Source organism: Glutamicibacter creatinolyticus (assembly GCF_006094275.1).
Lineage (GTDB): Bacteria > Actinomycetota > Actinomycetes > Actinomycetales > Micrococcaceae > Glutamicibacter > Glutamicibacter creatinolyticus.
This window is the reverse complement of the sequence record NZ_CP034412.1, coordinates 2,000,720-2,013,597: the sequence shown is the minus strand read 5'-3', so window position 1 is coordinate 2,013,597 and position 12,878 is coordinate 2,000,720. Positions and strand designations below refer to the sequence as shown.

Sequence of the window (12,878 nt, the reverse complement as noted above, 5' to 3'; positions counted from 1 at the left end):
TTCCCCGGCAGCCAGCTGGCTGCCGGGGAATCGTCCTTCAGCGTTCCGGGGTGGTGTGCGGACCAGGCCCCTAGTCCTTCTTGCGCCGCCCGAACATGATGTCATCCCAGCTGGGCACGGAGGAACGCTTGGACTTGCGGGCGTTGGCATCCTCTTCGGCCGTCGGCTCGGGCTTCGGCTTGGCCTTGGACGAGTCGTGGGTGAGCACGGTCAGCTGCGAAGTGCGGGTGGAAATGGTCTGCGGCAGGTGCGGCAGGCCCTCGTCCTCATCGTCCTGCCCATAATTGTTCAGGTTCCGGTCGATGATCTCATTCAGCCGCTCGTCGGAGTCCTCGTCCTTGCCCGAACGCTGGCCGCGGCGGGCGTTGAGCAGCTCCACCAGTTCCTCGCTGTCGCCAGGCTGGGTGGGAGCCGCCTCCCCGGGGGCCTCGGCGGCCGGGGACTCCACCGCCACCGGGGTGATGGTGGAGAAGTATTCGGGGGCCGCCTGCTCGCTGAGGGTCTGGGCCCAGCGGTTCAGGTTGCGCAGCGTGCGCCGCTGCGGATGGTAGGACCACTTGGCCACGTTGGGGGAGTCGTCCTGGTTCTCCTCGGAGAGCGACTCAACGTTGCCCTCGTGCAGCGGGGAGTTGAAGATGGCGGTCACCAGCCACTGGCCCTCCGGGTCCTTCCAGGAATCCCACTGCACCGACTCCGCATCAATGCCCAGCTGGCCCAGCCGGTGGGTGACCATGGCACCCAGGTCGGCCGGCTCCTCGCCAAACGCCTCACGGTACTCGGCATCGGTCTGCGGACCGGAAACCTCCACGCGGCGCGCGAGCTCGGCAATGTGGGCGCGTTCGGCCAGCACCGGGCCCTCGTACTTCAGGATCTGCTCGATCGGCACATCCCACTCCACCGACAGGTCATACGCCGAGGCGCCGGCGCGTACCCGGGCCTGGATTTCCCGCGGCGAGTGGTCGGAGGACTGTTCACGGTTGCGCGGTGCACGGGCGCGGGCGATTTCGGCCATGGCGCTGCGCAGTGCATCGTCGACGGGCAGCTCAAAGCTCATCCCGTCGTCACTGCTGACCTGCAGGCTGGAACCATTTTCATGTATTCCTACCAGTCTCAGCTGACGCATTACTACCCTCCACACGGTTTATTTCCTGAGTAAAACTTTGCCACTCAACGCCCGGAATTCCTATTACCGCCAAGGGTGTGGCGCGATTTCCTTGGCCTGGCGGGCGAAGAACGCCCTTCCAGGCAGGATCCGGGGAATTTTTTGCCGTCCAGGACGTTATACACGCGTGCCAGTGGTGGTGTAGTGTACCGCCACGAGTTGTTGCACATCCGTCAAGGAAAAGAGAACGATACTTCAATGGCTACCGACTACGACGCACCGCGCGAAAAGCAGGAGGAATCCGAGACGGCCAGGCAGCTGTCGGATCTGAATGCCGGGCGGACGGCGAAGCAGGCGACCCTGATCGACGAGGATGAAACGGACCTGGCCGAAGGGTTCGTGCTTCCCGGCGGCGAGGTCACCCAGGAGGAGCTCAGCGTCGAAATCATGCCCGAGCAGGCCGACGAGTTCACCTGTGCCTCCTGCTTCATGGTCCGCCACCGCTCCCAGCTGGCCCGCCAGGACGGCGCGCAGATGTTCTGCACCGAGTGTGAAGACTAACCCGACTCCCCGCGTGAGCGCGCCCGATCCAGGCCCGGCCCATTAACCACCGAAGCCGCCCAGCACCGCATCCCCGTCAGGGGGAGGGCAAGTGCTGGGCGGCTTGCTGTATCTGGTGGCGATCGCCGTCGGCAGGCTACTGGCCCTGGGAGTCCCCGTGGTTGGAGCGCGATTCCGGCTGGGCCTGGTCCTCGGCGGTGACGTCCTCGGCCGCGGGCACCTCGTCGGGCTGCCGGTAGGCGTTCATCACACCACCCAGGGCGCGGGTGAGCTCCTCGGGGCGGCGGGTGGAGGTCAGCCAGTACGGGGTCTGGTCGCGGGGGTCGGTGATCTCAAGCTTCACCACGGCATCCACCCAGCCGCGCAGGTTCATGTAGGCCAGCCCGTGCAGCTTCTGGCCGCGCTGCTCGAAGGCCTCCTGGCCGCGGTAGCCGATGACCTCGCCAACGTATTGGCGTTCAATGTTCGCCCGGCCCACCCGCACCGAATCCTCGGTCACCGTGATTTGCGGGGTGTTCAGCATCAGGATTACCGTCATCACCACAAAGGCGATCACCCCGGCCAGGATTCCCCAGGCCACTCCGATCGGCGCCAGGGCCACCCCCGCGGTCAAGGCCAGCAGCAGCGGCCAAATCCAGGTTCCGGCCGAAGGCCACAGTTTTTCGTTGAACAGCACGGTCGACTCACCGGAGCTCGCAATACTCATGTCGTCCATTTTAGGCGCTGAACCTGTGCGTGCCGCCCAGCCCGCCCGCAGCGCCGACCCACCGGTAAAGAACTATGGGCAATCCGTCCCTGGCCCACCACAGGCGAAGCCCGAGGCGCTAGAGTTGTTCAGGTGCCGCAGGCAGTGCTCCTGCCCGCCCCGCGGCACAGTGAAGCCACTGCCGGATGCAACGGAAGACGAAACACCACCCATGAGTGAACCAAGCCTGCAGATCGCCATCAAACTGCTTGACGATGGGCTGCCCACCCCCGGCTACGCCCACCACGGGGACGCCGGGGCCGACCTGCGCGCCCGTGAAGCGGTGCAGCTGGCCCCCGGGCAGCGCGCGCTGGTCCCCACCGGCATCGCCCTGGCCATCCCGCACGGCTACGTTGGCCTGGTGCACCCGCGCAGCGGCCTGGCCGCCAAGCACGGGATCACCGTGCTGAACGCGCCGGGCACCGTGGACGCCGGCTACCGCGGGGAAATCATGGTGACCCTGCTGAACACCGACCCGCACGCGACCTTCGAGGTGCAGCGTGGGGACCGGATCGCCCAGCTGGTGATCCAGAAGGTGGAGCAGGCCCAGTTCACCGTCGTGGATTCCCTGGATGAGACGGTGCGCGGTGCCGCCGGATTCGGTTCAACGGGCGGGTTCAGCTCGAACTAAGTACCCTAGAGGTAAACCACAAGAGTTTTAAGGACGAGATGTTTTTCAAGCGCAAGAAGCGGCAGCAGGAACAGCAGCCGGTTGAAGACGGTGCGACCCAGCAGGCGGCCTCCGGCACCGACGCGCAGGACGCTGCCCCCGGCACCGACGCGCAGGACGCTGCCCCCGGCACCCCGCAGCCGGTGACCGGACCGTTCGACATCAAGGACATTGACAACCCGGACGACTACCTGAACTTCGGTTCCCTGCTGATCAAGCCGATGACCGGCCTGAAGGTTCGCATGGACATCGAGGACCAGACCAAACGGGTGATTTCGCTGTCCCTGGAACTGGCCGAATCGCGCGTGCAGCTGCAGGCCTTCGCCCGTTCGAAGTCCGAGGAACTCTGGCCGGGCATCTCCAGCAAGATCGCCGAGGACATCACCGGCCAGAACGGGGAGATCTTCACCCGCGACGGCGACTACGGCAAGGAGCTGCTGGCCAAGGTGCCGCAGCAGCTGCCCGACGGCCGGGCCGGACACGTGGCGCTGCGTTTCATCGGCATCGACGGGCCGCGCTGGTTCCTGCGGGTCGTGATCGGCGGCGCGGCCATCTCCGACGAGCAGGCCTCCAAGGCCGTGGAGGAACTGGTGCGCCAGGTCGTGGTGGACCGCGGGGACCGGCCGCTGCCGCCGCGTGAGCTGCTGCCGTTGAACGTGCCAAGCAATGCCACCACCCGCGCCGAGGCCCCGGCCGGGCAGCCCGAGGTGCAGCGCCCGGAACGCGGGCCGGAAATCACGCAGATCGGCTAGCTGGAACGGAACGCTGACATGGTTGGCAAGACACAGGTTTCGGTCAGTGCGCTGCCGCAGAGCGCCACGGTCCGCCACCTGCAGAACCTGGAACAGATGCCCGAACGCGGCCGCATCGAACACACCGGCTACATCCAGTCGGTGACCCATGTGCCGCCGGGGGAGGCGCCGCGGCTGACCGCGACCGTGGTGGACCAGTTGGCCAGCCCAGGGGTGCGTCGGCGCACCGCCCCGCACGTGCGGCTGCTGTTCATGGGCCAGAAGCGGGTGCCGGGGATCAAGCCCGGGGTGAAGATCCGCTACTCGGGGATGCTGAGCCTGGTGGACCAGGTTCCCACGGTGCACAACCCGCGCTACCTGATCCTGCCGCAGGAACGCCCGCAGGCCTAGCCGCCCCGGCGGCCCCTTTGACACTGAATGCGAGTGAGATGACCCAAACGCCAGATTCCCCCGAGCAGCCCGGCACCCGTGGTGAACCGGACCCGTCGCTGGCACAGCGCCTGGGATCCTCGGCTCACCTGAGCAAGAACGCGGCCGGGCACATCGATGTGATGGCCAGCATCGGGGGAGTGCGCGGGGTGCTGGAAACCGTGGTCCCCGGATTCCTGTTTGTGCTGCTCTTCGCCCTCACCCGGCAGCTGGACGTGGCGCTGATCGCCGCGATCGCGGTGGGTGCGGTGTTCATGATTGCCCGCCTGGTCAAGCGTTCCTCGCTCACCCAGTCGGTCAGTGGGCTGGTGGGCATCCTGATCTGCGCGCTGGCCGCGCGCAGCAGCGGGGAGGCCAAGGACTACTACGTTCCCGGATTCTTCATTGTCGGAGCCTACCTGCTGGCAATGGTGATCTCGATCGCGATCAAGTGGCCGCTGCTGGGGGTGCTCTACGGGTTCCTGCGCCAGGAGGGCACCGACTGGCGCCAGCAGCCCGCACGGCTGCGCCGCTATGCGATCGCCACCTGGATCATGGCGGCGGTGTTCGCCGCCCGGCTGGCCGTGCAGCTTCCGCTGTACTTCACCGACCAGGTGGTGGCCCTGGGCATCAGCCGCCTGGTGATGGGGGTGCCGCTGTACGCGGCGGGTCTGTGGTTCGCATGGATGATTTCCCGCCCCGCCAGCCAGATCACGGCACAGCAGGACTAGCCGGCGCGCTCAGCGCCGGGTTTCGCGCAGCACCTTGCGCAGCTGCTCGCGCGCTTCTTCGGTGGTCAAGAAGAACAGCGCGTCCCCGCCCTCGATGACGTCGTCACGGGTGGGCGGGAAGGGCGACTTGTCGCGCACCACCGAAACCATGGTGGTGTCCTCGGGCCACGGGACCCGTCCCATGGTGCGCCCGATCAGCGCCGAATCGTGGGGCACGGTGAATTCCACCAGGTGCACCGCCCCGCTTTTCAGGCTCAGCAGCTCCACCAGGTCCCCGACCTCCACGGCCTCCTCGACCAGCGCGGTCATCAGCCGCGGGGTACTGACCGCCACGTCCACCCCCCACGCGTCGTCGAACATCCACTCGTTCTTCGGGTTGTTCACCCGCCCCACGGTGCGCCGCACCCCGAACTCGCTCTTGGCCAGCAGCGAGATCACCAGGTTGGCCTTGTCATCACCGGTGGCCGAAACCACCACGTTAAAATCGTCCAGCCCGGCGCGCTGCAGCACCACCAGCTCGCAGGCGTCCCCGCGCAGCCAGCGGGCCTCGGGCAGCTCCTGCTGCTCGGCCGGATCCGGGTCACGGTCAATGATCAGCACCTGGTGCCCGTTGTTCAGCAGTTCGCGCGCGATGGAGGAACCCACCGAGCCGGCACCGGCAATCATCACCTTCATATGTGGCTCTCCGTTCTAGTCCTGGGCCTGGCGCGGGGCGGTGGCCAGGATCTTTTCCACGTCGCTGCTTTCGTCCACCCGCATCATCACGTGCACCAGGTCCCCGCCCTGCAGCCGGGTGTTGCTCTGCGGGATGATGCCCTCCCCGAACCGGGTCAGGTAGGCGATGCGCACCCCGGCGGCCCGCTCCAGGGACTTGACCTGGTGGCCGTACCAGTCCGCATGCAGCGCCACCTCGGTGAGCATCAGCCGGCCGGAGGATTCCCGAAAGTCCCCGCGCATCGAATGTTCGGGCAGGATCCGGCGCAGCACCTGGTCCGCGCTCCAGCGCACCGCCGCGACGGTGGGGATGCCCAGGCGCTGGTAGATTTCGGCGCGGCCCGGGTCATAGATGCGCGCCACCACGTGCTGCACGTTGTAGGTTTCGCGCGCCACCCGGGTGGCCAGGATGTTGGAGTTGTCCCCGCTGGAGACCGCGGCGAAGGCGTAGGCCTCACGGATGCGCGCCGCTTCCAGGGTGTCGCGGTCAAAGCCGACCCCGGTGACGGTGTCCCCGGAGAAGTCCTCGCCCAACGCGCCGAAGGCCCGCTCGTTCTGGTCGATGACCGTGACCGAATGCCCGGCCGCGTCCAGGGTCAGGGCCAGTGTCGCCCCGACCCGGCCGCAGCCCATGATCACGAAGTGGGCCATCGCATACTCCTTAGGTTCGCTGCCATCCTTCCCGGGCGCCGGCCCGGGGCGTGCCGGGCAAAACCGGCACTGCATTAGTCTGCCACGTTTTGCCCCGGCCGCCTGGGTGTGGGCGGCAGAGACTTCAGCATGCCGCGCGTGCTGTTATACCGTTGATGCGTGCCTGCATTCTTTGATGGTGTCAAACGCTTGCTGGTGGGCAAGCCGTTTCGCACCGAGCGGTTGAAACGCAAACCGCTGCCGCCAAAAATCGCGCTGCCGATCTTCTCCTCCAGCGCCCTGTCCTCGCTGGCCTATGCCCCCGATGAGATCCTGCTGACCCTGGCCACCGCCGGGGTGGCCGCCACCCTGCTCTCTCCGGCCGTGGGCTTGGCGGTGCTGGCGGTGCTGCTGGTGCTGGTGCTGTCCTACCGCCAGTCGGTGGCAGCCTACCCCTCCGGCGGCGGGGACTATGAGATCGTGCGCGCGAACCTGGGGCCGCGCCCGGGCACCGCGGTCGCCGCGGCGCTGCTGGTGGACTTCGTGCTGACCGTGGCGGTCTCCAGCACCTCCGCCGCCCAGTACGTCGGCGCGGTGTTCCCGGCACTGGAGGAACATCGGGCGCTGGTGGCCGCGGCGATCGTGGCGGTGCTGGTGTTCGGCAACCTGCGCGGGCGCGGCAAGGGACGCTGGGCGCTGGCGATCCCGGTCTACCTGTTCGTCGGCGGAATGCTGCTGATGATCGCGGTCGGCGCGGTGCTGGCCCTGAGCGGCAACCTGGGCGACGCGCCGAGTGCCGGCTACGAAATCCGCCCGGAGGCCCAGTTCGCCACCGGGCTGCAGGGGCTGACCGGCGCGCTGCTGATCCTGCGCGCGTTCTCCACCGGTTCGGCGGCGCTGACCGGCATCGAGGTGCCGATCTCCAACGTGCACACGCTGACCAAGCCGCGGGCCCGCAACGCCGGGCGGATCCTGCTGGTGATCGGGCTGCTCTCCGGGGTGCTGACCTTCGGCACCCTGCTGCTGGCCCGGGCCACCGGGGTGAAGGTGGTCGCCGACCCGCAGGCGAACCTGCTGGCCGACGGGGTGCCGGTGGGGGCTGGGTACACCCAGGCCCCGGTGCTCACCCAGCTGGCCGACGCGGTGTTTGGTTCGGTGATCGGGGTGGGCAGCGTGGCGGTGCTGACCGTCGGGGTGCTGCTGATGGCCGGGAACCACGCGTTCAACTCCTTCCCGAACCTGGCCAGCCACCTGGCCACCGACGGCTACCTGCCCCGCCAGCTGCGCACCCGCGGGGACCGGCTGGGCTTCTCCAACGGCATCCTCTCCCTGGGGGTGGCCGCGATCGTGCTGATCTTCGCGTTCGACGGGGATGTCACGATCCTGATCCAGCTCTACGTGCTGGGCGTGTTCGTCTCCTTCACGCTCAGCCAGGCCGCGATGCTGCGGCACTGGTCCCGGCGCCTGGTGCAGGTCCCCTCCCGCAACGCCCGCGCCGCGATCCACCGCAAGCGCCTGCTGAACCTGGTGGGCCTGGTGCTCTCCGCCCTGGTGCTGGCGGTCGTGCTGGTCACCCGCTTCACCCACGGCGCCTGGCTGGCGGTGATCGGCATCCTGCTGCTGATGGCGGTCATGGAGTCGCTGAACCGCCACTACCGGGCGGTGGATGCGGAGCTGGCGGTCAGCCAGGACCACCAGGCGGCCGCGCTGCCGGCCCGGGTGCACGCCCTGGTGATGGTCTCCACCGTGCGCAAGCCGGTGCTGCGGGCCATCGCCTTCGCCCGCGCCTCGCGCCCCTCCAAGCTGGAGGCGATCATGGTGGATGTGGAAAGCGAGAAGACCGAGCGCACGCTCAGCGACTGGCAGCGGCTGCAGATCCCGGTGCCGATCACCGTGCTGGCCTCCCCGTACCGCACCATCGTGGATCCGCTGATCGACCACATCCGTTCCATCCGCCGCGAATCCCCGCGCGATCTGATCGTGGTGTACATCCCCGAATACGTGGTCGGCCACTGGTGGGAGCAGCTGGTGCACAACCAGACCGCGGTGCGGGTGAAGAACCGGCTGCACCACGAACCGGGTGTGGTGGTCGCCTCGGTGCCCTGGCGCCTGCTCAGCTCCGCCAGCGGCACCACCGAGGAATCCAGCGCCCACCGTTAAGCCCCGCCGGCCACCGGCCGAATCCCGCACGAGCAACCGCAAAGGACAACCATGCCCAGCACCCCCACCCTTGAACTGCGCATCGGGCCCATCGCCCACGGCGGGCACTGCGTGGCCCGCCACGAGGGCCGGGTGATCTTCGTGCGCCACGCGATACCCGGCGAACTGGTGCGGGCCCGGCTGACCGAGGCCGAACCGGAGGCGAAGTTCTGGAGGGCCGATGTGACCGAGGTGCTCGAGCCCAGCGAGCACCGGGTGGCGCACTTCTGGGACCCGGCCGATGCGCTGGCCCACCACGACCCGGTGGGCGGGGCCGAGTTCGGGCACATCAGCCTTGGCCACCAGCGGGAGCTGAAGGGGCGGATCCTCGCCGAACAGCTGCAGCGCCTGGCCGGCGTGGACGCGCAGCAGATCGGCTTCAGCGGCGTGCAGCCGGCCCCGGGGGAGCGCGACGGGCTGGGCTGGCGCACCCGGATGGCCTACGCGGTGAACGGGCAGGGCGCGTTGGCGATGAGCGCGCACCGCAGCCACCGGCTCACCGCGCTGGAGCAGATGCCGCTGGCCCACCCGGGCATCGAGAACAGCGGGATCTACCAGGTGGACTACTCCGGGATCAGCCGGGTGGAGGTGGCCGTGTCCAGCGCGGATGACGCCACCGTGCTGGTGCTGCTGGCAGAGGCCGAACCGGAGGCGGCGGTGCGGGTGGCCCGCCAGCTGCCCGAGGCGCTGAACGTCGCCGCGTTCAGCCAGGGCACCGGGGCGGCGGCGGACGGGCAGGGTGCCCTGCACCAGCTGCGCGGACACTCCTGGCTGCCCGAGACCGTGCTGGGCCACCGCTACCGGGTGACCGGGGAGGGGTTTTGGCAGATCCACCGGCAGGCGGCCACCGTGCTCACCGAACGCGTGCTGGAGCTGGTCGACCCGCGCCCGGGACAGCGCATCGCGGATCTGTATGCCGGGGCCGGGCTGTTCTCGCTGCCGCTGGCCCAGCGGGTGGGCGCGGCCGGGGCTCTGTTCAGCATCGAGGGCGCCCCGGGCACCCACCGCGACGCCAAGCGCAACCTGCGCGCCCTGGACCAGGCGCGCGTGATCCGCGGGCGGGTGGAGCGGATGCTGCGCCAGCTGGCCGCAGAACGCCTGGATGCGGTGGTGCTTGATCCGCCGCGCGCCGGGGTGGACAAGAAGGTCGCCGCGGAGCTGGGCAACAGCGGCGTGCCGCGGATCTGCTACGTCTCCTGCGACCCGGCGTCCTTCGCCCGCGACACGGCCCGGCTGGCCGCCCGCGGCTACGAATTAGGGCACGTCGAGGTGCACGATTTGTACCCGCACACCCACCATATGGAAACGATCGGGCTCTTCGAACGCCGCTGAACGTCACTTTCGGGTGCTTGGGCGTGAAATTAACGTGATTTGTGGTGCTCGGCGGGGAAAAACGGGCCAAAGCGGCTAGACTGGGACTAGCTCTGCCGCGGAACTAGCATGACCATCTCAGTTAGGAGCGCCTAACTGGAATGACAGTGTGCGCGTGCATCAAGATGAAGTCTGGCGAGAGGAGTCCCAGTGAGCAATGTGGACAGCTTCGGTGCCAAGGGCGTACTTGACGTCAATGGAACCGAATACGAAATTTACCGACTGAACAAGGTCGAAGGCTCGGACAGCCTTCCCTACAGCTTGAAGGTTCTGCTGGAGAACCTGCTTCGCACCGAAGACGGCGCGAACATCACCAAGGACCACGTCAACGCGCTGGGCCAGTGGGATCCCTCGGCCCAGCCGAACGTCGAGATCCAGTTCACCCCGGCCCGCGTGCTGATGCAGGACTTCACCGGTGTGCCCTGCGTCGTCGACCTGGCCACCATGCGCGAGGCCGTCGAGGACCTGGGCGGCGACGCCACCCGCGTGAACCCGCTGGCTCCGGCCGAGATGGTCATCGACCACTCCGTGCAGATCGACACCTTCGGCTTCGAGGGCGCCATCGAGCGCAACATGGAGATCGAATACCAGCGCAACGGTGAGCGCTACCAGTTCCTGCGCTGGGGCCAGACCGCGTTTGACGACTTCAAGGTCGTGCCCCCGGGCACCGGCATCGTGCACCAGGTCAACATCGAGTACCTGGCCCGCACCGTGATGACCCGTGAGGTCAACGGGGTGCTGCGCGCCTACCCGGACAGCTGTGTGGGCACCGACTCGCACACCACCATGGTCAACGGCATGGGCGTGCTGGGCTGGGGCGTGGGCGGCATCGAGGCCGAGGCAGCGATGCTCGGCCAGCCGGTCTCCATGCTGATCCCGCGCGTGGTCGGCTTCAAGCTCGCCGGCTCGATCCCGGCCGGCGCCACCGCCACCGACGTGGTGCTGACCATCACCGAGATGCTGCGCAAGCACGGCGTGGTGGGCAAGTTCGTCGAATTCTACGGTGAAGGCGTGGCCGAGGTGCCGCTGGCCAACCGTGCCACCATCGGCAACATGTCCCCGGAGTTCGGCTCCACCGCCGCCATGTTCCCGATCGACGACGTCACCCTGGACTACCTGCGCCTGACCGGGCGCAGCCAGGAGAACATCGACCTGGTCGAGGCCTACGCCAAGGAACAGGGCATGTGGCACGATCCGAGCCGCGAGATCCGCTTCAGCGAATACCTGGAGCTGGACCTGTCCACCGTGGTTCCCTCCATCGCCGGCCCGAAGCGTCCGCAGGACCGCATCGAGCTCTCCAGCGCCAAGGAACAGTTCCGCAAGGACATCCACAACTACGTTTCGGATGCCACCGACCGCCAGGGTGTGGGACGTCCGTCCACCGCCGTGGAGGTCACCCGCGAGAACGGTGAGAAGTTCACCATCGACCACGGCCTGGTCTCGATCGCCTCGATCACCTCGTGCACCAACACCTCGAACCCCTCGGTGATGCTGGCCGCCGCCGTGCTGGCGCGCAACGCCGCCAACAAGGGCCTGAAGTCCAAGCCGTGGGTCAAGACCTCCGTCGCCCCGGGCTCCAAGGTCGTCACCGAGTACTACGAGAAGTCCGGCCTGCTGCCGTACCTGGAGAAGCTGGGCTTCTTCGTCGTCGGCTACGGCTGCACCACCTGCATCGGCAACTCCGGTCCGCTGGACGCCGAGATCTCCGAGGCAATCAACGCCAACGACCTGGCCGCCACCGCGGTGCTCTCCGGCAACCGCAACTTCGAAGGCCGCATCAACCCGGACGTGAAGATGAACTACCTGGCCTCCCCGCCACTGGTCATCGCCTACGCCCTGGCTGGCACCATGGACTTCGACTTCGAAACCGATGCCCTGGGCGTGGACGCGGACGGCAACGAGGTGTTCCTGAAGGACATCTGGCCTTCGCCGACCGAGGTCCAGCAGATCATCGACTCGTCGATCGACGAGGGCATGTTCGCCAAGGGCTACGAGGGCGTCTTCGACGGAGACGACCGCTGGCGCGCCCTGGAGACCCCGGAGGGTTCGACCTTCGAATGGGCCGAGGACTCCACCTACGTGCGCAAGCCCCCATACTTCGAGGGCATGACCAAGACCCCGGAACCGGTCTCGGACATCGAGGGCGCCCGCGTGCTGCTGAAGCTGGGCGACTCGGTCACCACCGACCACATCTCCCCGGCAGGTTCGTTCAAGTCGGACACCCCGGCTGGCCGCTACCTGATCGAGAACGGCGTGGACCGCAAGGACTTCAACTCCTACGGCTCGCGCCGTGGCAACCACGAGGTCATGATCCGCGGCACCTTCGCCAACATCCGCATCAAGAACCAGCTGCTGGACGGCGTTGAGGGTGGCTTCACCCGCGACTTCACCCAGGACGGCGCCCCGCAGTCCTTCGTCTACGATGCGGCGGAGAACTACAAGGCCGCCGGCACCCCGCTGGTGGTCCTGGGCGGCAAGGAATACGGTTCGGGCTCCTCGCGTGACTGGGCCGCCAAGGGCACCGCGCTGCTGGGTGTCAAGGCCGTGATCACCGAGTCCTTCGAGCGCATCCACCGCTCGAACCTGATCGGCATGGGCGTGCTGCCGCTGCAGTTCCCCGAGGGCGAGTCCGCGGACTCGCTGGGCCTGAGCGGCACCGAGGTCTTCTCGATCTCCGGCGTGACCGAGCTGAACAACGGCTCGACCCCGAAGACCGTGAAGGTCACCGCCACCGCCGAAGACGGCAAGGTCACCGAGTTCGACGCCGTAGTGCGCATCGACACCCCCGGTGAAGCCGACTACTACCGCAACGGCGGCATCCTGCAGTACGTGCTGCGCCAGATCGCTGCCGCCAACTAAGGCGGACGCGGTACGGTCACACCGTCACCGGAACACCCCGCAGGGGCCCGAAGCCGCATGGCTTCGGGCCCCTGCGGGCCTTTAAGCCTGGCCAACGGCCTCCTTTGAGCCTGCTGGCGCTGCCGGTCCGGGCGGG

12 protein-coding genes are annotated in these 12,878 nt (G+C 67.9%); 8 read left to right on the top strand and 4 right to left on the bottom strand.

The window, feature by feature from the left end; translation table 11 throughout:
* Window positions 1-70 precede the first annotated feature (70 nt).
* The gene (sepH, locus tag GcLGCM259_RS09220) at window positions 71-1,123 is read right to left on the bottom strand and encodes a septation protein SepH (protein WP_138926431.1); all 1,053 of its coding nucleotides are present in this window, start codon (window positions 1,121-1,123) and stop codon (window positions 71-73) included.
* Between the two features lie 237 nt (window positions 1,124-1,360).
* On the opposite strand from sepH, the gene GcLGCM259_RS09215 reads away from it, so the two are divergent.
* Complete coding sequence (locus tag GcLGCM259_RS09215; protein ID WP_138926430.1) at window positions 1,361-1,663, top strand: DUF4193 domain-containing protein; 303 nt, start codon at window positions 1,361-1,363, stop codon at window positions 1,661-1,663.
* Between the two features lie 136 nt (window positions 1,664-1,799).
* On the opposite strand, the gene GcLGCM259_RS09210 is transcribed toward GcLGCM259_RS09215, so the two are convergent.
* Window positions 1,800-2,369, bottom strand: a complete 570-nt coding sequence (locus GcLGCM259_RS09210) for a DUF3093 domain-containing protein (RefSeq protein WP_138177981.1) — start codon at window positions 2,367-2,369, stop codon at window positions 1,800-1,802.
* A gap of 211 nt (window positions 2,370-2,580) precedes the next feature.
* Between GcLGCM259_RS09210 and dut the strand changes: the two genes are divergently transcribed.
* Genes dut through GcLGCM259_RS09190 form a run of 4 tightly spaced genes read left to right on the top strand, consistent with a single transcriptional unit; the run spans window position 2,581 to window position 4,969 of the window.
* Window positions 2,581-3,039 carry a dUTP diphosphatase gene (gene dut / locus GcLGCM259_RS09205; protein WP_138926429.1) on the top strand — a complete coding sequence of 153 codons (459 nt, stop codon included), beginning with the start codon at window positions 2,581-2,583 and terminating at the stop codon, window positions 3,037-3,039.
* Window positions 3,040-3,077: 38 nt separating this feature from the next.
* Entirely contained in the window at window positions 3,078-3,830 is a 753-nt protein-coding gene (locus GcLGCM259_RS09200; RefSeq protein WP_138926428.1) for a DUF3710 domain-containing protein, read from the top strand.
* An 18-nt stretch (window positions 3,831-3,848) separates the two neighbouring features.
* Window positions 3,849-4,220 (top strand): hypothetical protein, encoded by a 372-nt coding sequence (locus GcLGCM259_RS09195; RefSeq protein WP_138177975.1) that lies wholly within the window; start codon window positions 3,849-3,851, stop codon window positions 4,218-4,220.
* Between the two features lie 38 nt (window positions 4,221-4,258).
* Entirely contained in the window at window positions 4,259-4,969 is a 711-nt protein-coding gene (locus GcLGCM259_RS09190) for a DUF3159 domain-containing protein (RefSeq protein ID WP_138177973.1), read from the top strand.
* A gap of 9 nt (window positions 4,970-4,978) precedes the next feature.
* On the opposite strand, the gene GcLGCM259_RS09185 is transcribed toward GcLGCM259_RS09190, so the two are convergent.
* Together GcLGCM259_RS09185 and GcLGCM259_RS09180 are read right to left on the bottom strand one after the other, a co-directional pair.
* Complete coding sequence (locus GcLGCM259_RS09185) at window positions 4,979-5,644, bottom strand: potassium channel family protein (protein ID WP_138926427.1); 666 nt, start codon at window positions 5,642-5,644, stop codon at window positions 4,979-4,981.
* A gap of 15 nt (window positions 5,645-5,659) precedes the next feature.
* Complete coding sequence (locus tag GcLGCM259_RS09180) at window positions 5,660-6,334, bottom strand: potassium channel family protein (protein ID WP_054821578.1); 675 nt, start codon at window positions 6,332-6,334, stop codon at window positions 5,660-5,662.
* 159 nt (window positions 6,335-6,493) lie between these two features.
* Between GcLGCM259_RS09180 and GcLGCM259_RS09175 the strand changes: the two genes are divergently transcribed.
* The 3 genes from GcLGCM259_RS09175 (at window position 6,494) to acnA (ending at window position 12,742) form a co-directional block, all read left to right on the top strand.
* Window positions 6,494-8,473 (top strand): APC family permease, encoded by a 1,980-nt coding sequence (locus tag GcLGCM259_RS09175; RefSeq protein ID WP_138926426.1) that lies wholly within the window; start codon window positions 6,494-6,496, stop codon window positions 8,471-8,473.
* A gap of 51 nt (window positions 8,474-8,524) precedes the next feature.
* Window positions 8,525-9,844 (top strand): class I SAM-dependent RNA methyltransferase, encoded by a 1,320-nt coding sequence (locus tag GcLGCM259_RS09170; RefSeq protein WP_138926425.1) that lies wholly within the window; start codon window positions 8,525-8,527, stop codon window positions 9,842-9,844.
* Window positions 9,845-10,033: 189 nt separating this feature from the next.
* Entirely contained in the window at window positions 10,034-12,742 is a 2,709-nt protein-coding gene (gene acnA / locus GcLGCM259_RS09165; RefSeq protein ID WP_138926424.1) for an aconitate hydratase AcnA, read from the top strand.
* Window positions 12,743-12,878: the final 136 nt, after the last annotated feature.

Excerpts from the sequence above, each read along its gene's own strand:
- sepH (WP_138926431.1), bottom strand. The coding sequence starts at position 1,123 with ATGCGTCAGCTGAGACTGGTAGGAATACATGAAAATGGTTCCAGCCTG.
- GcLGCM259_RS09215 (WP_138926430.1), top strand. The coding sequence starts at position 1,361 with ATGGCTACCGACTACGACGCACCGCGCGAAAAGCAGGAGGAATCCGAG.
- GcLGCM259_RS09210 (WP_138177981.1), bottom strand. The coding sequence starts at position 2,369 with ATGAGTATTGCGAGCTCCGGTGAGTCGACCGTGCTGTTCAACGAAAAA.
- dut (WP_138926429.1), top strand. The coding sequence starts at position 2,581 with ATGAGTGAACCAAGCCTGCAGATCGCCATCAAACTGCTTGACGATGGG.
- GcLGCM259_RS09200 (WP_138926428.1), top strand. The coding sequence starts at position 3,078 with ATGTTTTTCAAGCGCAAGAAGCGGCAGCAGGAACAGCAGCCGGTTGAA.
- GcLGCM259_RS09195 (WP_138177975.1), top strand. The coding sequence starts at position 3,849 with ATGGTTGGCAAGACACAGGTTTCGGTCAGTGCGCTGCCGCAGAGCGCC.
- GcLGCM259_RS09190 (WP_138177973.1), top strand. The coding sequence starts at position 4,259 with ATGACCCAAACGCCAGATTCCCCCGAGCAGCCCGGCACCCGTGGTGAA.
- GcLGCM259_RS09185 (WP_138926427.1), bottom strand. The coding sequence starts at position 5,644 with ATGAAGGTGATGATTGCCGGTGCCGGCTCGGTGGGTTCCTCCATCGCG.
- GcLGCM259_RS09180 (WP_054821578.1), bottom strand. The coding sequence starts at position 6,334 with ATGGCCCACTTCGTGATCATGGGCTGCGGCCGGGTCGGGGCGACACTG.
- GcLGCM259_RS09170 (WP_138926425.1), top strand. The coding sequence starts at position 8,525 with ATGCCCAGCACCCCCACCCTTGAACTGCGCATCGGGCCCATCGCCCAC.